Here is a 26,505-nt window from a genome sequence, read left to right on the forward strand (position 1 = left end):
GGTAATTTGTGCTGTTCTTTGTTTTTTTTCATATTATTGGTCTTTCTTTGTGAAAAATTGTTTATAAATAATCAGCTATTTCTTTTTCTAAATAATAGTTGCAGTCTGCTGATACATTCCCAAATTGACCTATGGGATTGATTTCTAAAAAATAAAATTGATCATCACTTTTCAGAAGGTCAATTGAACCACAATTTAAATCTAAATCACCCATAAGTCTATGGATTTTTTTTTCAATACTTTGTGGGAGATTATAACGAATATTTCTGTTAGGTTTTCTCAAATTATATCTTCTTAAATCTATTTTAGTTTTGTCATCATTTTGTGAAAAAATAGCCATAGACCAAAATTTTCCGTTAAGATAAAAACTTCTGATTTCAAAATCCTTTTCAATTTTTTCCTGGAAAAATGAAATAAAGAAATTTTCTTTCTCTTGTTTATCCACTATAGCCGTATACATAATACCATTAGAATTTTTGTTTAAAGATTCCAATAGTACATTTCCCGTAATGGATTTTGTAATTGTATTATTTAGAATTAATTCATCAGTATTATCAGCAAGAAAGTGAAAAGGTACATCAAGTCCTACTTTTTGAGCTTGTTCCAATACTAAAAGTTTATTGACATGGCTATTACTTTGTTTGTTAATATGTTTTTTTGATTCTAAGGTTTTGATTACATAATCTTCAAGCCAATGCTGTGCTTCATTCATATGGATGTTTATCGATTTGTTCCCATATTGTAAACGTTTAAATTTTATTCCTCCTCTTCTATACCATACACTCGTAATTTCATCTAAAAAGAATTGATTTCTATAGCTTTTCACGAAGACATTTTTTTTATCAACCTTAATCTCAAATACTTCATCTTCGTGTACACGGATAAATTTTTTTTTCATAACAAAAAGCCATTTTATGACTTCTGTCGTAGTTTTATCATTGTTGTTAGAAATTATCAATATCATTTTTTTAGAGAATTTTTTGTAGCTGATTTTTTATGAAAAACTTCTTTAATTACTCCATAGTGCCTTAAACTTGGAAGCCCAATACTTCTTCTGTTGCGATCAAGCTGTGTAGAATCTAATTTAAAACCGATCGATCTGTAAGCTCCATACACTATATCTTCTTTATGATTGGTAAAATTTAGATTATGCTTATCAATCATGACGGCATAAAAGTAGGGAGGACACTCCCCGGATTTTATATATTCCAATAATTTTGTTTTGAAGTAGGGATAATAGGTTGATTCCGACATATGGTCTATTAAGGACTGCATTGCCAAAAACTCTCCTTCATTCCAAAGTCCTATTTTTTGGAGGGAAGGGAAACCGTAATGATTAAAAGTCCAGATTAATAGCTCGGCATTCTTTTTTAAAATTAAATGATGTTTAATAGAGTCATCTGCTTTGGCTCCTCGGTCCTGGATCATTGCAACTGTAAAAGAATCAACTAGTTGCTTGTTTAGGCTTTTCTTCCATTGTACTATTTCTTTTTCCACTGTTACGCTATCAATGCCATATTTTTTGTAAAGTTTCAGATAATCCTTATATTGCTTGTTATAAGGAGCAATTAGAGGAAGGAGCTTATAAAGGCTTTGTTGTCCTCCGAAATTTTTATGATATTGATCGGACAAAATTATATAGTTAGCATATTCATTAATGCGTTCTTGGTTTTTGGGTTCATACCTTCTGAATAATCTTCTGTATTTCCTGATTGCTTTTTTGGGTTTGTTAGCCATGCGGTAGATACTGTCAATTTTATTCACTTTATTGTAATACGTAATATAATTGACCTCTTTGCTTTTACATGACCAAACAACTAAAAGGATCAAAATTGCAGATGAAAAGATGATATGAATGTTTTTTACTTGCATATGTGAATCAGTTTTTTTAAAAAAAGTCATTTCTTATTTTTTTATAATGTTTCAGACCGGGTAGTCCAATGCTTTTTCGGTTATGATCGATTTGAACAGTGTCTTTAGAATTGCTGAAACTAAATCCATAAACCGTATTTTTTTTATAAATATAGTTGTAGTTATCCACCATCATAGCATAACTTACAGGAGGGCATTCTCCGGTTTTTACATATTCTAATAATTTATCCTGTATCAATAAGCGGTTTTCAGATTCATTCATATGAGTAAGGAAGGTGTGCATCGGTAAGAAAGTGTTGTTATTGCCATACAAACCAATTTTTTGTAAGGAAGGAAATCCATAATTTTTGAAGGTCCAAAGCAAAAGCTTGGCATTTTTCTCAATATTTTTTTTTACAGCTACGGTATCTATAGGTTGAGTTCTTCCTTCCTGATCCCTGATCATTGCTATTGTAAAAGAATCAATAAGTTGTTTATTGAGCTTTTTTTTCCATTCTGCTATACCTTTTTTTACCATTAAACTGTCAATACCATATTTTTGATACAGTTTCAAATAATCCTTGTATGCCTTATTATAAGGAGCAATTAAAGGAAGTAAGGTATAGAGGCTTTTTTGTCCTCCGAATTTTTTTTGGTATTGATCAGATAATATGATATAGGTAGAATACTCTTCGATGCGTTCCTGGTTTTTGGGGTCATAGTTTTTGAACAGTTTTCTGTATTCCTTTATGGCTTTTAAAGGTTTGTTGGAGATTCGATAAATACTATCAATTTTGTTTACTTTGTTATAATAAGTAATGTAATTAGCCTCTTTACTTTTACATGAAGAAATAAAAAGTGAAAACATAAGGATAGAAATTCCGAACGAAAGAGTGATATTTACGGCTTTTATAGTCATATTTATATTATATTTATATCTTTAAAAGTAAAGAGGGCAATGCCCTCCTTATCTTATCCATTGCAACACCATCCTCTGCTGATCCAGTTTCCATTAGCATCATAATAATCTGTATCATGACTTCCATTCTCATTTACCAAATTAGATGGTATAGCTTTCCCACCACCATAGATAAGACCGCCATTGATTGATTTTAAATTTTCTCTTTTTAGCTTTTTGTTTTCTGAAGAAAAATTCTTCATTCCAGTTAATTTTTTCATTTTGTTAATTTTTTTGTATTTAAAAATTTTTTCTGTCATATAATCCCTGACATTGGGTTTTGTTGATTTGATAAGTGTCTGTACTGCGCACATACAAAAAATACTTTTCATATCAACGGTGTAAATCCAAAACTATAAATAAAATTCTAACAGTAGAGAATTAAATTTTGCATTTTTTTGGTATTTTTCTTGCAAAATAGGTACATATTTTGCATATTTGTGTAAAGCCAATTCACAATGATTCAAGAAAAATTAAAAGATCTCAGGAAACAAAAAGGCATATCTCAGGAAAAAATGGCAAAAATATTAGGCACGGATACCTCTAACTATTCACGAAAAGAACGTGGAGAGGTTAAAATTTTTGATGATGAATGGGAGAAACTGGCGAAAACACTGGAAGTTCCGTTAGAAGATATCAAGGGTGATGAAACAAAGTTTTCTTTCCAATATGAAAACTCTACCTTACATGATCAATCCGGAAGTAATATTCATTATTATAATGTACCGGATTTCTTTTTGGAAATTCAAAAAAAGTACATAGAAAAATTAGAAAAGGAAAATACTAAGCTTTTAGATGAAATTGCCGCTTTAAAATCTCAGAAATAACAAAGTCCTCAGAAATGAGGACTTTGTTATTTCTGAGATTTTAGTTTTAATTATGCTAAAATTCTCTTTACAGCTTCTTTCACAGCAGCAGCGTCGATTTTATACTTTTTCATCAGTTCTGCCGGTGTTGCAGATTCTCCAAAAGTATCATTTACCGCTACAAATTCTTGTCTTGTCGGTCTTTTTCTGGCTAACATTCCTGCTACAGACTCACCTAAACCTCCAAGATAGTTGTGCTCTTCAGCAGTAACGATCTTCCCGGTCTTTTCAACTGATTTTAAGATGATTTCCTCATCTAAAGGCTTAATTGTGTGGATGTTGATTACCTCACAAGAGATTCCTTCTTTTTCAAGCTCATCAGCAGCAACAAGAGATTCCCAAACCAGGTGGCCTGTTGCAACGATTGTTACATCAGTTCCTTCCTGCAGCATAATTCCTTTTCCGATCTCGAAAGGCATATCTTCAGGAATAAATACAGGTACAGTAGGTCTTCCGAATCTTAAATATACGGGGCCTTCATAATCTGCAATCGCAAGAGTAGCTGCTTTGGTCTGGTTATAATCACAAGGATTGATGACAGTCATTCCCGGAAGCATTTTCATCATCCCGATATCTTCAAGAACCTGGTGGGTTGCCCCATCCTCTCCTAAAGTAAGGCCTGCGTGAGAAGCACAGATTTTTACATTTTTCCCGGAATAAGCAATAGACTGACGAATCTGGTCATACACTCTTGATGTAGAAAAGTTGGCGAAAGTTCCTGTAAAAGGAATTTTTCCTGTAATGCTAAGGCCTGCAGCCAATCCCATCATATTAGCTTCTGCAATTCCTACCTGAAAAAATCTTTCCGGTGCTTTCTCAATGAACTTCTCCATTTTCAAAGAACCGATAAGGTCTGCACAAAGCGCTACTACATTAGGATTTTTGTCAGCAAGCTCAGCTAATCCTGCTCCGAATCCTGAACGCGTATCCTTTTTTTCTGTATATGTATATTTCATTTTTTACTTATTATTTTTATTGCTAACTACCTTTTATTCATTACTTATGATTAGTAATCAGCTGGAGCTTCTAAATATAATTGTTTGAAAGCCGTGTCTAATTGCTCATCGTTGGGAGCTTTTCCATGCCATGCGTGAGTACCGGTCATAAAATCTACCCCATAGCCCATTTCTGTATGAAGAATGATCACAACAGGTTTTCCTTTTCCTGTTTCGGTTTTAGCTTTTTCAAGGATTGCAATCACAGCTTCAAGATCGTTACCGTTTTTCTCTTCCAAAACAGTCCATCCGAAAGCTTCAAGTTTTGCATGAAGATTTCCCAGGCTCAATACATCATCCGTATCACCATCGATCTGGCGGCCGTTGTAGTCGATTGTTGAAATAATATTGTCAACCTTCTTTGCAGCAGCATACATCAAAGCTTCCCATACCTGGCCTTCCTGCAATTCACCATCTCCATGAAGAGTGTAAACAAGAGAGTTATCCCCATCTAATTTTTTACCTTCAGCAACACCAAGAGCAACAGACAATCCCTGACCAAGAGAACCTGAAGCAATTCTGATCCCCGGAAGTCCTTCGTGAGTAGTTGGGTGGCCTTGCAGTCTTGAATCTAATTTTCTGAAAGTTCTCAATTCATCCACCGGGAAAAAATCGAATCTGGCTAAAGTCGAATAATAAACCGGAGAAATGTGTCCGTTTGAAAGATAGAAATGATCTTCATTTTTACCTTCCATCGTGAAAGGAAGATGATAGTTCATTACTTTTCCGTAAAGGGCTGTGAAGTATTCAGTACACCCTAAACTTCCTCCGGGGTGACCGGAATTTACAGCATGAACCATTCTTAAAATGTCTCTTCTGATTTGCGTAGTAAGAGATTTTAACTCTTCGATACTTTTACTCATTATATAAGATTTATTTGCACGCGAATTTACAATTTTTTACTGGCTTACGGAAATGCAAAAATCCGGATCTAAAGCCCGGATTTTTAATTGTTTAAAATGATATGTTCTTTTAGCAGCCTTCATCCAGATATACTGTGATTTCGACAATGATGTTATTTACAAATTTAAATGACAGTGCCGTTCCTGCGTCATGATCATTGAGCGTAAAATATCCGGCATTTTTTAATTTTTCCCCTTTATCATCGAAGGCAGGGTTTACACTGAAGCTCGGATAATTTTTATAGGCAGTGATCAGGTCGTCTCTGGTACTTCCAATCCCAATCCCGCTTTTTGTTTTAAACTTCTTACTTGTCGTTGTGATGTTCATAATAGTTGGAACACTGGGTTTGGCTTCATTCACATAGCCTTCATAAAGATCGATGAGTATCAATTCTCCATTGTATTTAACTGAATTTTTGGTCTGGCCGTCGGTCATTTTGAGTTTTGTTCCTGCCAGTTTCTCCGCTTCAGTTTTTTCCATAAAAATCTTATAGAGGCCGACTCTCAAAGTTGAAACCTCAAAATCCTGAGCTGAAGTCATACTGAATGCGAATACGCATAATAAAAGTTGAATAATTTTTTTCATGGTTAATATTTTTTGAGGGTGTTGGTATAATTTTATCCTTTGTATCAATAGGGGCGGGCTTTAGCCCGCTCGCAATAAAATATAAATCAAATGGTTTTAGCTAAAATTATTTTTTCCTGATAAGCCATAATCCAAAGAATGTAAGCAGCCCGTTGATGATCAATAGCTCCAGCCCGATCTTGAAATCACCGGAAATAGTTGACTGGTATTTATCGATAAAATAAGAAATAATAGGTGCGGCAATACAAACGTAGGGTACCAGTCTATCTTCAACTTTATATTTTGTAAAAATCCCGAAAGCAAAAAGCCCTAAAAGTGGTCCGTAAGTGAATCCTGCCATTTTTAAGATCAATCCGATCATGGAATTATCATTAATGATTTTAAAAATAACAACCATAATCAGGAAAGAAAGAGCCACAACCAAATGGATGTTTTTTCTGAATTTTTCTTTCTTTTTGGGATCCCATGGTTTTTCCTTCATCCCAAAAATATCAATACATAATGATGAGGTAAGAGCTGTCATAGCACCATCTGCACTCGGAAACAAAGCTGAGATCAGAGCGATAATAAATATGATGGAAATGAAAGGAGGCATATGATTTAAAGCGACTTCAGGGAAAATCTTGTCTCCGAAAATATCTTTTCCGTTTAATAAAAATTCTTTTTTAGCCACTCCGTCATTAATAACTTCTGTAAAATGTGCACCCTGATTTTCTCCAAAAAGATAAAGTAACCCTCCCATATAAAGGAATAATGAGATTACACCTAATAAGATGAAACCCAACGTAACCATATTTTTCTGGGAATCTTTAAGCCTTGTCACCGAAAGGCTTTTCTGCATCATCTCCTGGTCGATTCCTGTCATGGTAATCGTAATAAATGCTCCTGCAAGGATTTGTTTTATGAAAAATCCGGGAGAATTAAAATCCATTTCAAATATTTTGGTGTAGCCTTTATTACTCATTGCCGTTAAGCTTTGGCCAACACTTAAATCTAAATGATTCAGCATATAAACCGTACAGATAATCAATCCTAAAAGCATGCATGATGTCTGCAAAGTATCAGTCCAGACGATGGTTTTCACTCCACCTTCATAGGTGTATAGGATAATCATGGCAAGGATAATTAAAGTAGTGACGATAAAAGGCACACCCAGGCTGTCTAATATAGTTACCTGAAGAATATTTACCACCAGATACAGCCTTGCTGTAGCTCCTACCAGTCTTGAAACAATAAAGATCCATGCTCCCGATTTATAGGAAAGCTGGCCCATTCTCTGCTGAAGGTAGCCATAAATAGAGGTTAGTTTCAAACGGTAATATAAAGGAAGTAAAACATAGGAAACCACAATATAGCCGATGAGATACCCTAAAGTAATCTGCAGATAAGCAAAACTGTCTTTCCCCACGGCACCGGGAACACTCACGAAGGTAACACCTGAAAGGGATGTCCCGATCATTCCGAAAGCAACCAGCATCCAATTACTCTTACGGTTTCCGATAAAGAAACTTTCATTATCACTCCCTTTTCCTGTTTTATAAGCCACCCAAAGAAGCAGTGCGAAATAGACGATAATGATAGACAGTAATATAATTGGAGACATATTTTTGCAATTAAAATTTTACAAATATAGTTTTTTTATGGTCTGGTAAAAAAAGAAAAAACCTTTCAGGATATTTACTCTGAAAGGTTTATAATTGATTTTGTGTATTACTTATACCAGGACATCCTGAAGGTCTTCATTTTTCTGGAAAGTAGCTTTTGCAAAAGGGCAGAGGGCAATTACTTTTTTGCCTTCCTTTCTTGCAAAATCTACTGCAGCTAAAACCATTTCTTTACCAACACCTTGGCCGTTATAATCTTCTCCCACTTCAGTATGGTCAATAATGAATCTCTCATCTCCTGCCCAGGTATAGGTCATGAGCCCTGCGCGGTTTCCGTCTATGAAAGCCTCAAAACTTCCGTGTTTTTCGTCGTTGTTTTGTTTTACTTCTATCATACTATGAAAATTTGGTTTGAATTTCTATGTCGTGAGTTAATATCTTGTGTACCGGGCATGCATCTGCAATCAGATGAAGCCTTTTCATCTGATCCGGGTCAAGGTTGTTCCCTTCAAAGCTGATGTTTCTTTTAAAAACAGCAAGTTGGGTAAGCGGATAATTCTCCAGTTCCACTTCCACATTTATTTTTTCCACATCCCATTCTTTTCTGTCGATATACATTTTCAGAGTAGCAGCAGTACAGCTTGCTAAAGAGGTGGCTAAAATCTCAAAAGGATTGAAGCCTTTATTTTGTCCGCCCTTATCGATTGGCTCATCTGTAATAAGCTGGTTTTCTCCGGCCGTTACTTCAGTATAATATTTTTCTTTTCCTAAAATCGCTTTTACGGTTACTGCCATTACTTTTTTGTGTTGAATTTATAACTTAATGCTCCGGAAGGGCATAGGTCTATTTGATTTTTAAGTTCCTGGGGAGTTGCATTTTCTACTTTTATCCATGGTCTTTCTTTCGGGTGATAAACTTTTGGAAGAGTTTTTGCACAAATAGCCGAATGGATGCATTTCTGGGGTTGCCATACAACGGTGATCTCCCCGTTGATATATTCATGTGTTTCCATATTAATCTTCTTTTAATAATTTTTCAATTCTTTTGTCAGGAATCAGCCATATTAAAGCAACGATATAATAAAAACCTATGGCAATATAAGGATAAAAAAATGAAGTGGCGATCCCGGAAATATAAAATATAATTGAGATATATTCTTTAGATTTAGAATGTATGGCTTCTTTTAACCTCGAATTTTCACCTTCGGATTTTAAAATAAGATTCTCCAGAATAGTGTAGGCAATAGCGCACATGATCAATCCGATACCGTAAGCTGCCACGGGATTTTTTGAAAAACGGGTTGCCCCGATCCACTCTGTTGCTACCGGCATCAGTGAAAGCCAGAATAACAGATGAAGATTGGCCCAGAGAATACTTCCGTTAACCTTTTTTACAGCCTGAAACAAATGATGATGATTGTTCCAGTAGATTCCTACATAAATAAAGCTGAAAATATAAGCTAAAAATTTGGGAACAAGAGGTTTAAGGCTGGCCCAGTTACCACCTTCCGGCACCTTCAATTCAAGTACCATGATCGTGATAATAATCGCCAGAACTCCGTCACTGAAAGCCTCTAATCTTCCTTTTACCATCAGTTTTTAAATTGATTTTTAAAATTTTCCGTTTTATCTTTTAATTCTTTAAGCATATCGGGGTTGATCACACCGCTTTCCAGATCAAAATTTTCGTAAAACTTCGGTAAGGAAAACGTGTCTTTAATTTCGGCCCCGAATTGCGGAAAAAATGTCTTTGCTGTATTCATCACATTTCCGCCACCATAACCTCCGGGAGAAGTGCTCATCAGAAACATGGGTCTGTTCTGAAAAACTTTTACGTTGATCCGTGAGGCCCAGTCGAAAACATTTTTAAAAGTGGCACTGTAAGATCTGTTATGTTCTGCAAGAGAACAGATGATCCCATCACAGTCTTCAATCACTTTCAAAAACTGATGAGCTTCCTCAGGAAATCCTTTTTTTTCAAGATCTACAGAGAAGACAGGCATGGAAAAATCATTGAGGTCAATCAGGTTGATTTCTTCATCCTGAAAGCCTTTTAAAACAAATTTCACAAGTTCCCTGTTAATAGAAGTGGAAGATGTGCTCCCTGCAAATGCTAATATTTTCATTCTTTAATTCTTACTTTCTGTTCAGAATTGCCTTTGGAAGTGGAACGTATTCATTCTCATCGCCGGGTACCAGAGGAAAAGCATCATGATTCTGATCATTCCAGTTGACTTTAGCCTGGTCGAGTAATTCTTTGTCTGAATTTACAAAATTCCAGAATATAAAACGTTCCTCATCGAAAGGTTCACCACCGAAAAGATAAACCGTTCCGTTTTCACTCATCTCAAATTCGCAAAGCTTTGTGTCTTTGGCAATTAAAAGCTGTTTTGAGCCATAGGTATTTCCTTCGGTGTGTACAGTTCCGTCCAGAACATACATTGCCGCTTCGCCATACAGATCTTTTCCGATGCTTATTTTTTGAGGTGTTTTGGTTTTAATCTCGATAAAGAATAATTTACTGTGTACAGGAACCGGAGATTTTCTGCCGAATGCTTCTCCTGCAATTAATTTATATTGAATTTCATCTTCTTCCCACACCGGAATTTCATCTGCTTCAATATGGTGAAAAGTAGGTTCGCTCTGTTCCAGATGTTTTGGAAGTCCTACCCAGATCTGAAATCCATGAAGCTTTTTATCCGTATGCCGCAAATATTCGGGAGTTCTCTCCGAATGTACCACACCTTTTCCGGCTGTCATCCAGTTTACAGCTTCTGGTTTTATTTCTAAAGCACTCCCTATGCTGTCACGATGGAAAATAGATCCCTCAAGAAGATAAGTTAAGGTAGAAAGCCCGATATGCGGATGTGGCGGAACATCAAGGTTCTGATAATCTTTCAGCTCCGAAGGCCCCATATGATCTATAAAAACGAATGGCCCCACTGCTCTTTTTTCACGGAAGGGTAAAAGTCTACCCACCAGGAAATTTCCTATATCTGCTGCTTTCTCTTCAATGATAAGTCCTATATTTGACATGATTGCTGTTTATTTAGTATAGCTAATTTAGTTAATATTTTCAATGTTGATCGTATTTTTATGCCATTATAGCTGGGCATAACCTTCAAATCTTTCATCTACAATACGTTTCCATTCCGGATGTTTTTTAATGTAGGCAAAAACGTAAGGGCAAAAAGGAAGTAGTTTTTTGTTATTTTTCTCAATGTACTGTAATGTTTTTTCAACAACAGCGGCGGCAGCACCTGTTCCGGCTAATTCAGGCTCTGCTTCCGTATGTATCAGCGCGATCTGATGCCCCATTTCACGATAATCGATAAAAGCAAAATGCCCGTTGACTTCTATTTCAAATCTTTTTCCTGTTTTTACTAAAGGTATATTTTCAAATTCCGGTTTCATAATTCTTATTTTTTAGTTAAATACAAGGGCACAAAATAGATAGAATGTTATTTTTAAAAGCAATAAAATGAAAATTTTTGCGTCTTTGCGTTTAACTGGTTTATTATTAAGTTAAAGTTAAGGAAAAGTAATAATTAAATACTCTTCCTGAGTTTAAGATTAGTTTAATTTATCAGCCTTAATCTTCCAGATACCCGAATTTTCCGGTATTGTAATCTTCAAAAGCCTGCATGATCTCCTCCCTTGTATTCATTACAAAAGGGCCGTGCGGATAAATAGGTTCATTAATAGGCTCACCACTGATAATTAATACAATAGAATCTTCTGAAGTTTCAATGGTGAAAGTCTCACCTTCATTTTCAAATAAAGCAAAATGGTTGGCAGGTATGTTTTGTTCACCGTTTATTATAATGCTTCCTTCAATCACTAAAGCTGCAGTATTGAAACAGGCAGGGAAATGAAATTCAGCTTTTCCACCTGCTTTTAGTTTTGCATTCATCATATTTACCGGAGTAAAAGTGAAGGCAGGCCCTTTGTTTCCCTGATATTCACCTGCAATAATTTCAACAAATCCATTGTCTCCCAGATCTACCTTTTTCATTTCTGAATTTTTAATAGCCTGGTATTTAGGTTTGCTCATTTTATCTTTAGCAGGAAGATTCACCCATAGTTGGACCATCTGGAAAATTCCACCGTTCTTTGACCACTCTGTTTCATGATATTCTTTGTGAAGAACACCTCTGGCAGCCGTCATCCATTGTACGTCTCCTTCACCGATAATGCCACCTCCGCCCGCGCTGTCATGATGCTCGACTTTTCCCTGATAAGCTATGGTTACGGTTTCAAAACCTCTGTGTGGATGTACCCCTACGCCCCTTGAGACTTCTGATCCGTTAAAATGAAATTTGGCATTATAATCAAGCATAATAAAGGGATCCATCCTCTTCATGTCCAGCCTATTGACACTTGGAATAAAATTATGAACTCTAAAGCCGTCACCCACAAAGTGCGCAGGCTTTGGAGATACTACGATTTCTACTTTTTTAGTTGTCATAATGATGATGATTTTATAAAAGCAAAATTACCATTGTTAAATATCAATTGCATTGATCTGTGGTAAGTAGTTGGGGTGATACTGTGGAAGATGGAATGGTTAAAGAGCTATTGTTTTTACGTCTTTCGGTTCAAAATAATTATTCCTTCGATTTCATATTTTTCCCGTCCGAAATATGAAGCCTTCTGAAAACCAGTCCGGACAGAATGGTAAGAAGTCCTACGGTAAGAAATGTATAACGAAAAGCATTATGAATTTCGCCCTTAATAAGATCAGTATTTTCAAAAATTTTTAAAACAATTAAGCCGAAAGCAATTCCGAAACCAATAGCAAGCTGCTGGTTTACGGATAATAATGAGTTTCCGCTGCTCGCCTGGAAATTCCGTAAGTCTGCAATGGAAATTGTATTCATTGAAGTGAACTGAATGGAGTTGAAAAATCCCAGAACAGCAATAATAGGAACAAACCAATATAAAGAGGTGTGGATATCCGGAATGGCAAGAAGGCAAATCAAAGTGCCAATAATGAAGGTATTCACCATCAGGGTCTGGCGGTAACCGTATCGATCTAAAATTTTAATGACATATGATTTCCCGAACATTGCTGTTAAAGCCATTGGGGCAATGATCCAACCGGAAGTTACCGCTGATTGTTTGTAGGCGATCTGGATCATTAATGGCAATAATAGTGGAACGGAGCTTATCCCTAATCTTGTGGCAAGATTTCCTACAATGCCCACCCGGAATGTTCTTACCTGGAGAAGATTTAGTGGAAAAATAGGATTGGTATCTCTTTTTGCATGCCTGTAGTAATAATACATAAAAAGGAACCCTAAAATAAAGACGACCAAAACAGGGGTTGTATTCTGAAGATCACCAAAAAGCTCCAGGGAAATAGAGAGCAGGAGAGAAGCTGCTGCAAAGATCAGGAAGCCTTTTAAATCAAAATCTAAAACATCGGATTTGTAATTGGGCATGTACTTTAATCCTAAAACAACCCCTATGATCCCAAACGGGATATTAATTAAAAATATCCAGTGCCAGGAAAGATAATCTACCATATAGCCACCAACCAGAGGCCCTAAAACAGGTCCTATCAATGCCGGAATAATGGCAAAATTCATGGCTTTCAACAGTTCGTTTTTATCGAAAGTTTTAATCAAAGCCAGTTTTCCAACCGGGGTCATTAAACTTCCGCCGACTCCCTGAATGACCCGTGAAATGACTAAATGGGTAAGGTTTTGTGAAATGGCACAAAAAAATGATCCTAAACTGAAAAGTACCAATGAAAAAATAAAAACTTTCTTTGTTCCAAACCTGTCCGCCAGAAATCCGCTTGCAGGCATAAAAACTGCGAGGGTAAGAACGTAGCTGATAATGGCATTCTGCATATTGAGTGGCGATTCTTTCAAGTCCTTTGCAATGGAAGGCAGTGAAGTATTCAGAATTGTTGAATCAAGCATCTGCATGAAAATTGCGGTGGCAAGAATCAGAGGCAGGATTTTTTTTATAGTGGTTGGTGATGAATTTATTTCAGACATTTTGTATCAGCTGGACCTTTAAAATCAATCTAAAGGAATAATATATCTATAAAATTAAAAAAGTCCTGTGAAATTTCACAGGACTTTTTCATTTATTTTCTAGGTTTTTCTACTCCCTTCCATTCATCACCGGCTTTTCTGTACTGGCTCAGAACGAAAGTTTTAAAATCTTTTGTTTTGTATTCAATATTATCAGTGTTTTGCTCAAAAGGCATAATGTAATAATAATCTACATCGGTTTTGTCTGTTTTGTTTCCTTTTTTCACTGAAGGAACATATTTTGAAAATTTATAGCTTGGAAGGTATTGTTTCAGCCTGGCATAGAATGCTTTGTTTTCTTTTTCCTCAGGAATGATGTCAACAATATTAAAATCATCTTTTTTCTTATCGATCCAAAGATAATAGGTTTTCTCTTCCATGGTCTTCTTATTGAGAGAATTGAAAGCAAATAATTCTTTCGGAACCAGTTCTTTAATTTTTTCAGGATCTACTTTTGTAAAATATTCACCCTGAGAAGGATCAACGTAGGTTTCAAGGTTGTACATCAGTACAGCATTGTTCTCAAAATTTTTATTTTTAAAATACTGGTTTAAGGATAACTCAGCTGTTTCTCTCAGTTCTTTTCCTCTTTCATCCAGTTTTTTTGTCGGGTTCTGAGGATTTACTTTTTTTACAAACTCATACAAGACAACCGGTTTTACATCCTTAAGGTGCGGATATGCTTTTAATTGTTCAGCTTTTGCCAGCCAGTAATATTGTTGGTAGTAGTCTTCTTTTTCCTTATCCTTTACGCTTTTATAAGTTAAAGCCAGTTTTTTGGAGTTAAGATATCTGCCGAATTTACCTTGACCAAAAGCAAAATTTATAGATAATAAAGCAAAAAAGATAGTAATGTTTCTTCTCATTTTTATAAAATTGATTTTTTCGTTTTCCAAATATAATTATTTATTAGATAATATTTTTGATTGTCAGTTAAATTATGTGATATTATTGTGTTTAATTCAAAAGAAAATCCTGTATTGCTACAGGATTGATAAATTTTAGTTTTAAACGACGGGTTTTAAGGCTTAGAACCAGGATTAAATATGCTGATTTTTAAGGTCTGTAGCCTCATCCTAAATTGTGATTCCCGATTCTTTTTTTTCATAAGACGTCTGATGTACTTTTACTGCTCTTCCGCTTGGGTCATTCATCTTTTTAAATGCTTCATCCCATTCCAGGGCAATAGGAGTGGAACAGGCCACTGAAGGTACAGAAGGTACGGTTGCTGCAGCAGTTTCGCTTGGGAAATGCTCTTCAAAAATAGTTCTGTATCTGTATTCCTCTTTATTTTGTGGTGTGTTCAGCGGAAATCTGAATTTTGCATTCACCATCATTTCTGCGGTTACTTCTTTTTCTGCGACATCTTTCAAAGTGTCAATCCATGAATACCCGACTCCGTCTGAGAACTGTTCTTTTTGTCTCCATGCGATAGATTCCGGAAGAAGATCTTCAAAAGCTTTTCTTAATACCCATTTTTCAATTCTTCCTTCCGAAACATTGATCATTTTATCCTGCGGATTGATCGTCATTGCAATATCCATAAATTCTTTATCCAGAAAAGGAACGCGGCCTTCAATTCCCCAGCTCATTAATGCTTTGTTGGCTCTTAAACAGTCATAAAGATGAAGTTTCCCAAGTTTTCTTACCGTCTCATCATGGAATTCTTTAGCGTTGGGAGCCTTATGAAAATATAAATAACCACCGAAAAGCTCATCAGAACCTTCACCTGAAAGCACCATTTTTATTCCCATAGATTTAATGACCCTTGCTAAAAGATACATCGGAGTGGAAGCCCTGATGGTAGTAACATCATACGTTTCAAGATGATAAATTACATCACGGATGGCATCCAGACCTTCCTGAACTGTAAAATTGACTTCATGATGAACAGAGCCGATATGATCAGCTGCTTTTCTGGCCGCTTCCAGATCCGGAGATCCCACGAGGCCTACTGCAAAACTGTGTAGCCTTGGATACCACGCTTCCTGTGTATCTCCGCTTTCTATTCTCTGTCTTGCAAATTTTGCAGTGATGGCGGAAATCACAGAAGAGTCTAATCCTCCGGAAAGCAATACACCATAAGGAACATCACTCATCAATTGTCTGTGAACGGCATCTTCAAGGCCTTTTCTGAGTTTTGAAATGTCGGTTTCGTTATCTTTTACATGATCAAAATTCTCCCACTCCCTTGTGTACCATCGTTGAAGCTTGCTTCCGTCTTTACTGTAAAGAAAATGTCCTGGTAAAAATGTTTCTATGGTTTTGCAGATTCCTTCCAGTGCTTTTAGTTCAGAAGCGACATAATAGTTTCCGTGTTTATCCCAACCCTGATAAAGAGGACATATTCCGATATGATCACGGGCAATTAAATAAATATCATTCTCAGTATCATAAAGGGCAAAGGCGAAAATACCATTCAGTTTTTCAACGAAATTTTTCCCATACTTTCTGTATAGGGGCAAAATAACTTCACAGTCAGACTCTGTCAGAAATTCATAGTCCGGAAATTCTTCCTTAAGTTCTCTGTGATTATATATTTCTCCGTTTACGGCCAGAACGATCTTACCATCTTTGGTAAATAAAGGTTGTTTTCCTGAAGTAGGATCTACAATGGCAAGCCTTTCATGGGAAAAAACCACTTTTTCATTCTGAAAGACACCACTCCAATCCGGGCCACGGTGACGGATTTTTTTTGACATTTCTAAAACCTGAGGTCTTAATATTCCGGTTTTTTGTTTGGCATCAAACAAACATACGATTCCACACATTTTTTATCATTTTATTTGAAACAAAAATAGAATTGTGATTTAAAAGTAACAATAAAAATTATCTAAAAATTAAAAATTTTAATCAATTAATTAATTTTAAAGAAAAATATTAATTAATTTTACTGAAATGTATGATTTTGGTTGATTTTTTTCGTTTCAAAAATAAGACAACAGCACATACGAAATAATTATGACTTATTTCTTAATCTATGGTAATTAATTCTAGAAATTTTAGCGTTTACTTTGTGGCTCGAAATAATTTTTTTTCATCATTTGTGTTTTTACCTTCTTGTAATATTAGTTTGCAAGAAGGTTTTGTTTTATTCAGACCCCAGCAAAACACCTGACACATTCCATGCACTGAAGCTTGTACCTTCCGGGGCACCCTGAGGAATTTTTATCTGAATCGTATGTTTTCCGGCTTTTAAATCACCAAGAGAAATGAAATCCGGATTGGTAACTGTTCCGGGACACCAATTTGACCTGCTTAAATCAGATGAAGATAATCCGTCGGGGAAATTTCCTGAAGCCGGGTTGTATAAGCGGTAAGAGCCGCAGTCAGACCTCCACGGCACAAAAGAAAAAGACAATTTTCCGTCTAAGAAAACGGAATTGGCTTTGGGCATGAATTCATCACCGTTTTCCCAACCGCCGTGTCCGGTGGTAGTATATCTTAATTGTGCATTTTTCAAATCTTTTTTCAATGTAAATTCTACTAAAAGTCCTTTGTCATTGTTAAACATTGTTGCATAATCCTGACCGGCCATTTCCATGATATTTAATGTATTGAATAAAGGAATTACCGTATTGTTTTTATAAACGGTCTGATCACTTTTATGGATAGTGATCTCCAGGCTTACTTTATGGCCGCCTTTATCATAATTGCCAATAAATGTCCCAACCCAAAGCTCTTTTTCAGACAGGGCCGGTTTTAATTCTGTAATATCCTGACGGTAAGGACTGATTGTTTGCCAGTCTTTTCCCTTGAATTGGATGTGATTGAATTTTTGAATACCAAAAGCGGTAAAAAAGCGCATCATCTCTATGGCGGGGTTATAATTGTCTGTAGAAATGACACCATAATATTGTTTCCCGTTTCCATTTTCATAGACAGGGAATGTTTTGACTCCCTTTTCCAATCCATCAAAAAAAGATTGTGCTTTTTCCTGTGGAATTACAAATACGGTTCCGGTTCTGTCATAAGCGTCACCATTGGATTGTTGCCTTAATTCAACAAAAATATTTTCACCTTCGCTTATTTTAGGAAACTTAATTTTTTTAAGTATAATTGTTCCGTTGGCAAATCTTTTTATTTTTTCATCAGATTTTGATTCATCGGAAAAATTGATGGTTTCATTTTCAAAAACTTTCAGGGTGGTAAATCTGCTTTTCCATAGTAAATCCCTGTAGCCTAAAAGATCAGTAGTATTTACTGAGCCTTTTATGATATTTTCGATGTCGGTCTTCTTTACTTTTTTAATGGAGCTTGCTGTTGTCGCAGAATTTTTATTTCGCTCAATTTCAAGAACCAGCCCTAGGTTTTGTCCCAGGCTGGAAGGGCCGCCCTTTATTTTTAAATCATTGGTATACCAGACCTCGATGGTGTTGGAATTGATTTTAGTAACCGCTTTTTTACAGTTGTAACCTAATATTTTTTTTGTTTCATTAGTCGATTCGAAATTCTGCTTACCTACAGATTCTGTATCGGAAGTGGAAATAATTTCTCCGGGCTTTAAAAATCCGTAGGAAATAATAGTGTTAGATGGCTTTTCTATTTTGGTGATTTCAAACGGATAATCGTTTTTTTGCTCCCTGATTTTATTATTAAGAATAAAATTTTCTTTTTCATTGACCCAGACGAGAGCAGGAGATTGGTCTGTAAGGGTTTTTCCGTTGGAAGAACTGGTATATTGGATTTCGTATATCTGAGCGTATCCCAGATAAGATAAGAAAATAAGAAAAATGAATACCATTCTTTTGTACATAATAATGAAGTTTCCGCAAAGATAATTTTTAGCAGATGACCAATACAGTCTTTATCAGACTTTTAGCTTTCGTGTGAATAGGTAGATATCATTCATGTATATGTTACATTCAGTTATGTATTTTAATATGCTTAGCATATTTAATATTTTATTCTTAAAATCTGGTTAAAATAATAAAAAAAACTACTCTAAAAATAGAGTAGCTAGTATATTTTATATTTTTGAAGCCGCCTATGAGAGTCTTTCGATCAGGGCCATATAGAATCCGTCATAGCCTTGACTTGGCATTACTTTTTCATCTTTTATCATTTTGAAATCAGGGTTGTTCTTAAGGAATTCTTCAACCTGTTCAATATTTTCAGAAGGCAGGATAGAACAGGTAGCGTAAACCATTTTTCCACCTTTCTTCAGCATTTTAGAATAATCCTGAAGAATCTGCTGCTGCTCTTTTTTGATCCGGTCAATAAAATCCTGATCGATTTTCCATTTGCTGTCCGGGTTTCTTTTTAAAACTCCTAAACCTGAACAAGGGGCATCAATTAAAAGTCTGTCAGCTTTTTCATGAAGACGTTTAATCACTTTATTGTCAGAAATCATGCGGGTTTCAATGTTGTGTGCTCCGGCTCTTTTGGCACGGCGTTTCAGCTCGGCTAATTTCCATTCAAAAATATCCAGAGCAATAATTTGTCCTTTATTACCCATCAAAGCTGCTAAGTGAAGCGTTTTTCCACCGGCACCGGCACAGGCATCCACTACTCTCTGGCCTTCTTTTACGTCAAGGAAATAACCGATTTTTTGTGAAGATGCATCCTGTACTTCAAATAGCCCCTCTTTGAATGCAGTGGTAAGAAAAACGTTTTTCTTTTCTTCCAGCTGTATGGCATCAGGATAATTTTTTATAGGATAAGAAACTACATTCTCATCAGATAGGTCCGAAATAAGTTCTTTAGTCGTTGTCTTTAAAGAGTTTGCTCTTAAAACAGTCGGAGCCTGCTCGTTTAAAGCATTCATTTCTTTTTCCCAGTTGGCACCTAATTCTTTTTCCAGGGTTTCAGCCAGCCATTCGGGAATAGAAAATTCTATAGCTTTTGTAGGAACTTTATTTTTTTTAAGTTTTGTGATAATATCAGCGATTTTTATTCCTTCGAACTCTTCAAATCTTTTATAATTTGTTTCACTCCAAAGTAAATAAGCGATAATCAGCTTATAAATATTGTTAGGTTTTACGCCTTCACCCATATAATATTCCAGACGCCTTTTCCAACGGATGATATTGTAGAAAATTTCAGAAACAACGGCCCTGTCCTGGCTTCCCCATTTTCTGTTAGCTTTTAAAAGTCTTTCGATTACTTTATCGGCATATTTATTTTTCTCGAAAAATGTCTCTTGTAAGGCATCGTGAATTCCGATCGCTAAGTTTCTGTGAATAAGTTCCATAATTTGCTTCTGCTATTTCAATCTGCAAAAATACGAATTATAGTTGAGAGTTGATAGCTGGGAATTGGGGCTGATAGATTTGATTTATACTTTTTAAATCTTTCAATTCTTTAATCTTTTAATTTTAAAATTTATCTTTGCAAAAAATTAAAAATATGAGTGATACTGTACTTTGTCCGAAATGTAGCTCTGAATTTACTTATCCGAGCGATAATATGATGGTATGTTCCCAGTGTTTCTATGAATGGAATCCTGAAGAGGTATCGGCAGAAACCGGAAATACAGGAGCAATCCTTGATTCCAACGGGAATGAATTACACGATGGAGATTCTGTGGTGGTGATTAAAGATCTTCCTGTAAAAGGCGCACCAAAACCGGTAAAAGCGGGAACGAAAGTGAAAAACATCCGTCTGAGACCTGACAGCGATCATAATATTGATTGTAAAATAGATGGATTTGGGGCAATGGCTTTGAAATCTGAATTTGTTAAAAAGGCCTAAACGCTTTCAGTGATTAGTTTTAAGCTAGATATTACAGATCTGTAACGCTTAGCTTAAAGCTGATTACCCATAAAAAAAGGAAAAGATTGGACAGTGTAATCTTTCAAAGACTTGATTGCAGTAGAATGCTAATGTCCGTCTAAAGGCAGAAAGAGAATTAACCAAAAATTTCCTTATGCTGTGGAAAAACAAATGTAAGAAAAAGATTTATAAAAATTAGTTTCCTTGTTTATAATTTTATCCACAAATTGATAATAAGTGTGAGTAAATGTGTTGATTACGTTAAGCCGGGAGTTATGAAATCATGAAAAGGCAAAGAGCAGAAAGGCTTATTTTGCTAAAAAAACTTAGCGGTTTTGCAGTTTTACAATTTTACCTTTTAAACACTATTCAAAAGATATTTTAATAGGATTCTCCAGCTTTTTATGGGTGTAAATAATGAGATCTTTCTCTTTTACTCTTACTTTATTCCAGTAGTGATTTCCTGCAAATCTACTTTCTGTAAGTTCGGCATCAATACCCGTTTCAGAAATTCTGATTTCTTCCGGATAATATGAAAACCGTGATATCCGAAATACAGACATCTCAGCTTCACTGAAAATATTTACTTCACCGAAAAGTTTAGCTACATAAGGATTATAAGGATGTCTATAGGTTTCTTCCGGGCTATTATTCTGAATTAATCTTCCGTCCTGAAGAATAATGATTTGGTCCAGCCACGGCATGACATCCTGCAGCTCATGGGTTGAAATAATTAAAGATATATTGTGCTGACTGACATATCTGAAAAGTTTTTCACGAAGCTCTATTTTCCGCGGAAAATCCAGATTACTGAAAGGCTCATCTAAAATAAGAAGCTTCGGTAATACGGAAAGTGCCCTTGCAATGGCAACTCTCTGCTGCTGGCCACCGCTCAGATTTTTAGGGAAAACACTGGCATATTCTGCCAATCCTACAACCTCCAGAAGCTCTGTTACAGTTTCTTTTTTCTTAGCTAAATTAATGTTCGAGAGAAATTTCCCTACGTTATCAGCAACGGTAGAATAGGGCATCAGGTCAAAATTCTGGGCAACAAATTTCATTTCAGATTCACCGGGAACCAGATTTCCTTTCGGGCCCAGCAGTTGCTTTCCGTCGAAAATAATATCTCCGCTTTCCCAGTCTAAAAGTCCGTATATTAAATTCAGTAACGTAGACTTTCCGCAGCCGCTTTCTCCTGCCAGTGCAATGATTTTACCTTCTTCAAATTTAAGATTGAGGTTCTGAAACAGCGGGTTGTCTTTCGTATGTGAAAAGTATAAATTGTTTATTTCTAATAGCATATTACAAATGTAACATTTTTAGGAAAAAATATATTTTTTTATTATCTTAGCAGTTGTAATAAAAATATACCAAAAATGAGAAAAAAACTGTTTTCACTAGTTATTCCTGCACTTTTTGCGACTGCAGTGGTTGTTTCTTGTAAAAAAGATAAACCACTTACGAGCGAAAGTAATGAGGTTTCAACAACTAAGGACGGTAGCCAGTATACTCTGGATACTCTTAACAGTAAAGTGGAATGGAAAGGATATAAGGTATTCAAATCTGAAAGCACAAGCCACTTCGGAACAATTAAATTTGAAAGTGGTGACGTTACGGTAAAAGACGGAAAGCTTGAAAGCGGAAAATTTGTTGCTGATATGAATTCTTTAACATCAGTTGATTTAAAGGATGATGCTGATCAATTGGGAAAATTAAACGGTCATTTGAAAAGCGGAGACTTTTTCGAGGTTGAAAAATTTCCGACAGCTTCTTATGAAGTTACCAAAGTGACCCCTGCTGCCGGAGGTGATTATAATACATTGTTAGACGGTAATCTGACGATTAAAGGAATTACGAAGCCGGTTCAGTTTAAAGCCAATGTTTCTGTGAAAGATGGAGAAGTAAGCGTAGCTACAGAGCCGAAAGATATTATGAGAGAAGAGTTTGGGGTAAAGTTCCAGGCTCCTGCTGAAAACGGAGTCATTAAAGATGAGGTAACTCTTCAGATCAGCGTTAAAGCTTTAGAAAAAAAATAATTTTTTTATTTAAGTGAAATAAGTGATTGAAGTCTGCCTCCAAAGGGGGCAGATTTTTTTATCACAAATAAAGAAAGTTATTCAATTGAAAAACCGTATTTTTGCAAAACATTTGAAAGGGTAAAACAATGATAGAAAAGATCGAGGAACTACTGGTTGAGGTAAATAGCTTCAATACTACATCTAAAGAGGAAATAGAAAATTTCCGAATCAAGTATAACGGTAAGAAGGGAGTTTTAAATGATTTCTATGAAACATTAAAAGCTGTTCCCAACGACCAGAAGAAAGAATTCGGGTTGAAGATCAACTCTTTGAAGCAGGCGATTACCGTAAAATTGGAAGATTTGAAAAATGCTTCTGAATCTTCTATTATCTTGGAAAAAGAAGATCTTACAAAACCTGCCTTCCCGCTGGATTTAGGTTCGAGACATCCGATCAACCTGGTTAAAAACAGGATTATAGAAATTTTTAAATCTATAGGGTTTGCTGTAGCAGACGGTCCGGAAATTGAAGACGACTGGCACAACTTTACAGCCCTTAATCTTCCTGAATACCATCCGGCACGAGATATGCAGGATACTTTCTTTATTGAGCAAAATCCTGATATCCTTTTAAGAACCCATACTTCTTCCGTACAGATCCGTTATATGGAAGAAAATCAGCCGCCGATAAGAATTTTATCTCCGGGAAGAGTTTTCAGAAATGAAGCTGTTTCTTCACGCTCACACTGTATTTTCCATCAGATTGAAGGATTGTATATTGATGAAAATGTAAGCTTTGCTGATTTAAAGCAAACAATCCAGTTTTTCACAACAGAGCTTTTCGGAAAGTCTAAAATCAGAATGAGGCCTTCTTATTTCCCGTTCACCGAGCCAAGTGCGGAAATCGATGTATATTGGGGATTAAATTCAGAGACCGACTATAGAATTACGAAAGGAACAGGTTGGTTAGAAATCATGGGCTGCGGAATGGTAGACCCTGCCGTTTTGAAGAATGTGAACATTGATGCGGAAAAATATTCGGGATATGCTTTCGGAATGGGTATTGAAAGAATTGTAATGCTTCTTTACCAGATGAGCGATATCAGAATGTTCTTTGAAAACGATATCAGAACTTTAGAACAGTTTAAAACTTTATAATAACAGAAACCTCCGGAATTTCGGAGGTTTCCTGCTTTTAATTACTGACCATAGAAACAAAACGTAATTAAAAACTGATTCTGTTATTCAACAATGAGCATCTTAACTCATCTTAATGCTTTGAGAATTAACCATTACCTAAATTAAGCTGTTAAGTTCATTAAGATGGGACTTTATTCATGCATATTAATTTTTATGTTCCTTTTTTCTTTGTCCAGCTTTTTATACGATTGTAGTCTAAGAAATAAGTAAGCTTTAAAGAGAAATTATTTACCATTGGCTCATTGAAAAGCACATCATAATTATTTTTAACGTTCAGCCTTGAAGTCTCAAGATAATTTGATGTAGCGTTCCTGTATAATAAAGTCAGCTGGCTCCCGGGAGCGAACCACCAGGAAAACCTTAAATCTACATTCCAGGCGTTATAGGTCCCGTTTAGGTTTTTATTAAAATTATTGGTATCTGTGAGGCTTCCATCCTGATTCAGCGTATAAAACTGTTTGTAGGTGACATCAGAAAAATAATGACGGAAAGTTAGAGCTAAAGACATTTTTTCGTTGAAAGTATACTTTGATGTCAGTGCATTTTCATACGTATTTCTCTGTCTCCTCCCGATGAAAATATCCGTGTCATTCTTTCCTGCAAAACCGGTTTCATTGTTGCTGAAATCAGGATTGAAATTCCAACTTACATTGAATTTATCCGAAAAACGGTAACGAATGCCAAATTCTGTTAAAACCTGGTTTCTTCCTGTTTCGTTAAACGCATAATAATCTATTGTGAAATTATATTGCAGCTTCTTTCTGCTGTCACTTTCAAACCAGATCCAGGTATCGAAATAAGCCGGGATTTTCAGGTGTCTTCCAAAAGTCCGGGGTTCATAAATATCATTCTGTCCAAACGGGGTAGATTCAATTCCGCCGCCGTAGGTCCTGAAACTTTTGTCTGTAAAACTGTTGTTGTTATTAAATATAAGATTTGAATATAAAAATGGCTCAATCCTGTGAAAATAATTTACATTGAAATTCAGATAAATATTATTAAACTTCTCGGTTGGTTGTAAAATCCGGTACCCGTACCACGCATTATAATTGGCGAAATTTGTTTTGGTGGAGAATCCGAGATCATTGATATCCCAGTCTTTGGTCGTTGCATTGCCATTCAGTGAAAAGCGGTTTTTTCCTGCAATTTTATCGATACCGGCTTCTGCTCGGGTCCCGAATTTTGTTTCACCGTCTCTTACCCAGCTTCCTTTCAGGCTTCCGTAGGTTTTATAGATGTTTTTCTTATTGGTAAGGTCCCAAAGTAATCCTGTAGAATTGGCATCCCGAAAATTCCCGTCCCTCATCACATTGGTATTGACTAATGAGACAGAGGAGTTTCCGTTAAATCGCTGATCAAAAACCAACACATTATAATTGGTCCAGGGTTCTACTACTTCCTTTCTTATTTCACCTGTTTCGTGGTTCAGAATAGTGGCCTCCATCTTTTGGGTAACTCCATTGAAGAAGCCGATTCCCAATCCTTTTTTTGTTCTTCCTGAAATTTTAAAAGCATTGAACAGTTTTACTTTGGCAGGATATTCCACAACTTCTTCATTTTCCGAGACTGTTGGGTATCTAGATGGTTCTCCACCCACTCTCCGGGAGTAAAACATTCCGCCTTTGCTGAAAAGCTCTGTTCCCTCTGTAAAAAAGGTTCTTTGCTCCGAAAACTGTTGCTCAAAAGGAGATAAGTTTAAAATAGAATTATCAAAATTAGCCTGTCCGAAATCAGGTATTAAGGTCATATCGAATGTAAAAGCATCATTGATCCCATATTTTACGTCCATTCCGCCATTGAAACTGGAAGTGGTTTTTCCGTCAAAACTGTTGATATAAGTTGAGATATAAGGAGTAAATGATAACCGGGTAGGAGGATTGATGTTTTCCATCCCCTGTAAAACACCGTCAAAAAGCGTGTATGAATTTTTTTGGTTATCCACAAAATTCCAGTCATAAGAAGCTTTTATCCTTTGAATTCTCCGGAACATATTCATTCCCCATTCCTGAATACTGCTTTTGGGAAACCTCAGCTCTGAATACGGAATTTTCATTTCAACAGCCCAGCCCTTATCATTAATTTTTGCGGCGCTGTACCAGATACTGTTCCAGGTATCATCTTCGCCATCAGTTGTTAATTTAGCATCAAACTGCACACCGGCAGCAGTTACCACAAACTCCAGGCTCTGCTGTTTATCATTATATCCGTTCAGGGCCACACCGAAAAAATCATCATTATTAATTGCGTCCCTTTCTGTGAGTTCTTTTGCAATTTTCTTTGGAGTAGGATCATACATCTGTGCTCCAAAATAAACTCCGGTATCATCATATAAAATCCTGACTTCAGTCTTTATAGAGTCTTCCTGAGGTTTTCCATTATTGGGGGTTCTTTCAATAAAATTGGTTGCTACCGGAACATTCTGCCATTCGGCATCGTCCAGAATACCATCAATTTTTGGAGATGTCGCGGTTTTTGTAATGAGTATTTTTTTTCTTACAATATGATCGCCCTCCTTTTTCTGGGAATATATAAAACAGGAAAAGAATGATAATGCAATGAAAAATTTGGCCTTCATGTTCTTAGTGTTATATATTCATGACAACCCAAATATAAAGTTTATTACATGTGTCTGTGTAAAAAATGAAATATTTTCATGTTCTTATGTTGAAAAGTACAATAATTAGTCAAATAGTTGATGATTAGTTTTGGTTTTTTACTTAAATATTGCTTTTTTAATAAGAATCGGCGGCCCCTTTGGGGCCGCC

General features: G+C 35.8%; 27 protein-coding genes. 4 read left to right on the forward strand and 23 right to left on the reverse strand.

The window, feature by feature from the left end; genetic code table 11:
- Positions 1–61: 61 nt before the first annotated feature.
- From gwsG to PMI13_RS11850, 4 genes are read right to left on the reverse strand one after another with little or no spacing between them, the layout of a single operon-like run.
- Positions 62–964, reverse strand: a complete 903-nt coding sequence (gene gwsG / locus PMI13_RS11835) for a grasp-with-spasm system ATP-grasp peptide maturase (protein ID WP_007843950.1) — start codon at positions 962–964, stop codon at positions 62–64.
- Positions 961–1,902: a hypothetical protein gene (locus PMI13_RS11840; RefSeq protein ID WP_238536308.1), complete on the reverse strand. Its 942-nt coding sequence runs from the start codon at positions 1,900–1,902 to the stop codon at positions 961–963. Before PMI13_RS11840 ends, gwsG begins: the two co-directional genes overlap by 4 nt.
- The gene (locus tag PMI13_RS11845) at positions 1,889–2,770 is read right to left on the reverse strand and encodes a hypothetical protein (RefSeq protein ID WP_007843952.1); all 882 of its coding nucleotides are present in this window, start codon (positions 2,768–2,770) and stop codon (positions 1,889–1,891) included. The genes PMI13_RS11840 and PMI13_RS11845 overlap by 14 nt, the downstream gene beginning before the upstream one ends.
- A gap of 53 nt (positions 2,771–2,823) precedes the next feature.
- The gene (locus PMI13_RS11850; RefSeq protein ID WP_034669819.1) at positions 2,824–3,030 is read right to left on the reverse strand and encodes a TIGR04139 family peptide modification target; all 207 of its coding nucleotides are present in this window, start codon (positions 3,028–3,030) and stop codon (positions 2,824–2,826) included.
- Positions 3,031–3,267: 237 nt separating this feature from the next.
- Here PMI13_RS11850 and PMI13_RS11855 point away from each other — a divergent pair, with 237 nt between their 5' ends.
- On the forward strand, positions 3,268–3,636 hold the full coding sequence (locus PMI13_RS11855) for a helix-turn-helix transcriptional regulator (protein ID WP_007843955.1): 369 nt from the start codon (positions 3,268–3,270) through the stop codon (positions 3,634–3,636).
- A 50-nt stretch (positions 3,637–3,686) separates the two neighbouring features.
- On the opposite strand, the gene PMI13_RS11860 is transcribed toward PMI13_RS11855, so the two are convergent.
- From PMI13_RS11860 to PMI13_RS11940, 17 genes are all read right to left on the reverse strand, one after another.
- Entirely contained in the window at positions 3,687–4,631 is a 945-nt protein-coding gene (locus PMI13_RS11860; RefSeq protein WP_007843957.1) for a transketolase family protein, read from the reverse strand.
- 50 nt (positions 4,632–4,681) lie between these two features.
- Positions 4,682–5,533 (reverse strand): transketolase, encoded by an 852-nt coding sequence (locus tag PMI13_RS11865; protein ID WP_007843959.1) that lies wholly within the window; start codon positions 5,531–5,533, stop codon positions 4,682–4,684.
- Between the two features lie 109 nt (positions 5,534–5,642).
- The gene (locus PMI13_RS11870) at positions 5,643–6,158 is read right to left on the reverse strand and encodes a hypothetical protein (protein WP_007843961.1); all 516 of its coding nucleotides are present in this window, start codon (positions 6,156–6,158) and stop codon (positions 5,643–5,645) included.
- 106 nt (positions 6,159–6,264) lie between these two features.
- Positions 6,265–7,761 (reverse strand): sodium:solute symporter, encoded by a 1,497-nt coding sequence (locus PMI13_RS11875; RefSeq protein ID WP_007843963.1) that lies wholly within the window; start codon positions 7,759–7,761, stop codon positions 6,265–6,267.
- Between the two features lie 111 nt (positions 7,762–7,872).
- Entirely contained in the window at positions 7,873–8,157 is a 285-nt protein-coding gene (locus PMI13_RS11880; protein ID WP_007843970.1) for a GNAT family N-acetyltransferase, read from the reverse strand.
- A 1-nt stretch (position 8,158) separates the two neighbouring features.
- On the reverse strand, positions 8,159–8,557 hold the full coding sequence (locus PMI13_RS11885; protein WP_007843972.1) for an OsmC family protein: 399 nt from the start codon (positions 8,555–8,557) through the stop codon (positions 8,159–8,161).
- Entirely contained in the window at positions 8,557–8,775 is a 219-nt protein-coding gene (locus tag PMI13_RS11890; RefSeq protein ID WP_007843973.1) for a (4Fe-4S)-binding protein, read from the reverse strand. The genes PMI13_RS11885 and PMI13_RS11890 overlap by 1 nt, the downstream gene beginning before the upstream one ends.
- A gap of 1 nt (position 8,776) precedes the next feature.
- Complete coding sequence (locus PMI13_RS11895; RefSeq protein ID WP_007843974.1) at positions 8,777–9,355, reverse strand: TMEM175 family protein; 579 nt, start codon at positions 9,353–9,355, stop codon at positions 8,777–8,779.
- Complete coding sequence (locus PMI13_RS11900) at positions 9,355–9,888, reverse strand: NADPH-dependent FMN reductase (protein ID WP_007843975.1); 534 nt, start codon at positions 9,886–9,888, stop codon at positions 9,355–9,357. Before PMI13_RS11900 ends, PMI13_RS11895 begins: the two co-directional genes overlap by 1 nt.
- 10 nt (positions 9,889–9,898) lie before the next feature.
- Entirely contained in the window at positions 9,899–10,798 is a 900-nt protein-coding gene (locus tag PMI13_RS11905) for a pirin family protein (RefSeq protein WP_007843976.1), read from the reverse strand.
- Between the two features lie 66 nt (positions 10,799–10,864).
- On the reverse strand, positions 10,865–11,176 hold the full coding sequence (locus PMI13_RS11910) for a GNAT family N-acetyltransferase (protein ID WP_007843977.1): 312 nt from the start codon (positions 11,174–11,176) through the stop codon (positions 10,865–10,867).
- Positions 11,177–11,354: 178 nt separating this feature from the next.
- The gene (locus PMI13_RS11915) at positions 11,355–12,230 is read right to left on the reverse strand and encodes a pirin family protein (RefSeq protein WP_007843980.1); all 876 of its coding nucleotides are present in this window, start codon (positions 12,228–12,230) and stop codon (positions 11,355–11,357) included.
- A 139-nt stretch (positions 12,231–12,369) separates the two neighbouring features.
- The gene (locus PMI13_RS11920) at positions 12,370–13,770 is read right to left on the reverse strand and encodes an MFS transporter (RefSeq protein WP_007843981.1); all 1,401 of its coding nucleotides are present in this window, start codon (positions 13,768–13,770) and stop codon (positions 12,370–12,372) included.
- Between the two features lie 92 nt (positions 13,771–13,862).
- Entirely contained in the window at positions 13,863–14,705 is an 843-nt protein-coding gene (locus PMI13_RS11925) for a hypothetical protein (RefSeq protein WP_007843983.1), read from the reverse strand.
- 180 nt (positions 14,706–14,885) lie between these two features.
- On the reverse strand, positions 14,886–16,580 hold the full coding sequence (gene asnB / locus PMI13_RS11930) for an asparagine synthase B (RefSeq protein WP_007843989.1): 1,695 nt from the start codon (positions 16,578–16,580) through the stop codon (positions 14,886–14,888).
- Between the two features lie 320 nt (positions 16,581–16,900).
- On the reverse strand, positions 16,901–18,565 hold the full coding sequence (locus PMI13_RS11935) for a GLPGLI family protein (RefSeq protein ID WP_007843990.1): 1,665 nt from the start codon (positions 18,563–18,565) through the stop codon (positions 16,901–16,903).
- A 231-nt stretch (positions 18,566–18,796) separates the two neighbouring features.
- Entirely contained in the window at positions 18,797–20,002 is a 1,206-nt protein-coding gene (locus PMI13_RS11940; protein ID WP_007843992.1) for an RsmB/NOP family class I SAM-dependent RNA methyltransferase, read from the reverse strand.
- A 155-nt stretch (positions 20,003–20,157) separates the two neighbouring features.
- On the opposite strand from PMI13_RS11940, the gene PMI13_RS11945 reads away from it, so the two are divergent.
- The gene (locus PMI13_RS11945; protein ID WP_034669795.1) at positions 20,158–20,502 is read left to right on the forward strand and encodes a zinc ribbon domain-containing protein YjdM; all 345 of its coding nucleotides are present in this window, start codon (positions 20,158–20,160) and stop codon (positions 20,500–20,502) included.
- A gap of 386 nt (positions 20,503–20,888) precedes the next feature.
- Here the strand turns inward: PMI13_RS11945 and PMI13_RS11950 are convergent, their stop codons facing one another.
- Positions 20,889–21,824 carry a sulfate/molybdate ABC transporter ATP-binding protein gene (locus tag PMI13_RS11950; protein ID WP_007843998.1) on the reverse strand — a complete coding sequence of 312 codons (936 nt, stop codon included), beginning with the start codon at positions 21,822–21,824 and terminating at the stop codon, positions 20,889–20,891.
- A 75-nt stretch (positions 21,825–21,899) separates the two neighbouring features.
- Between PMI13_RS11950 and PMI13_RS11955 the strand changes: the two genes are divergently transcribed.
- Together PMI13_RS11955 and pheS are read left to right on the forward strand one after the other, a co-directional pair.
- On the forward strand, positions 21,900–22,559 hold the full coding sequence (locus tag PMI13_RS11955) for a YceI family protein (RefSeq protein WP_007844000.1): 660 nt from the start codon (positions 21,900–21,902) through the stop codon (positions 22,557–22,559).
- 128 nt (positions 22,560–22,687) lie between these two features.
- Positions 22,688–23,698 carry a phenylalanine--tRNA ligase subunit alpha gene (pheS, locus tag PMI13_RS11960; RefSeq protein ID WP_007844002.1) on the forward strand — a complete coding sequence of 337 codons (1,011 nt, stop codon included), beginning with the start codon at positions 22,688–22,690 and terminating at the stop codon, positions 23,696–23,698.
- Between the two features lie 193 nt (positions 23,699–23,891).
- Here the strand turns inward: pheS and PMI13_RS11965 are convergent, their stop codons facing one another.
- On the reverse strand, positions 23,892–26,315 hold the full coding sequence (locus PMI13_RS11965; protein WP_007844004.1) for a DUF5916 domain-containing protein: 2,424 nt from the start codon (positions 26,313–26,315) through the stop codon (positions 23,892–23,894).
- Between the last annotated feature and the right edge of the window lie 190 nt (positions 26,316–26,505).

Origin of the sequence: Chryseobacterium populi, from assembly GCF_000282115.1 — a bacterium.
GTDB classification, from domain to species: Bacteria; Bacteroidota; Bacteroidia; order Flavobacteriales; family Weeksellaceae; genus Chryseobacterium; species Chryseobacterium populi.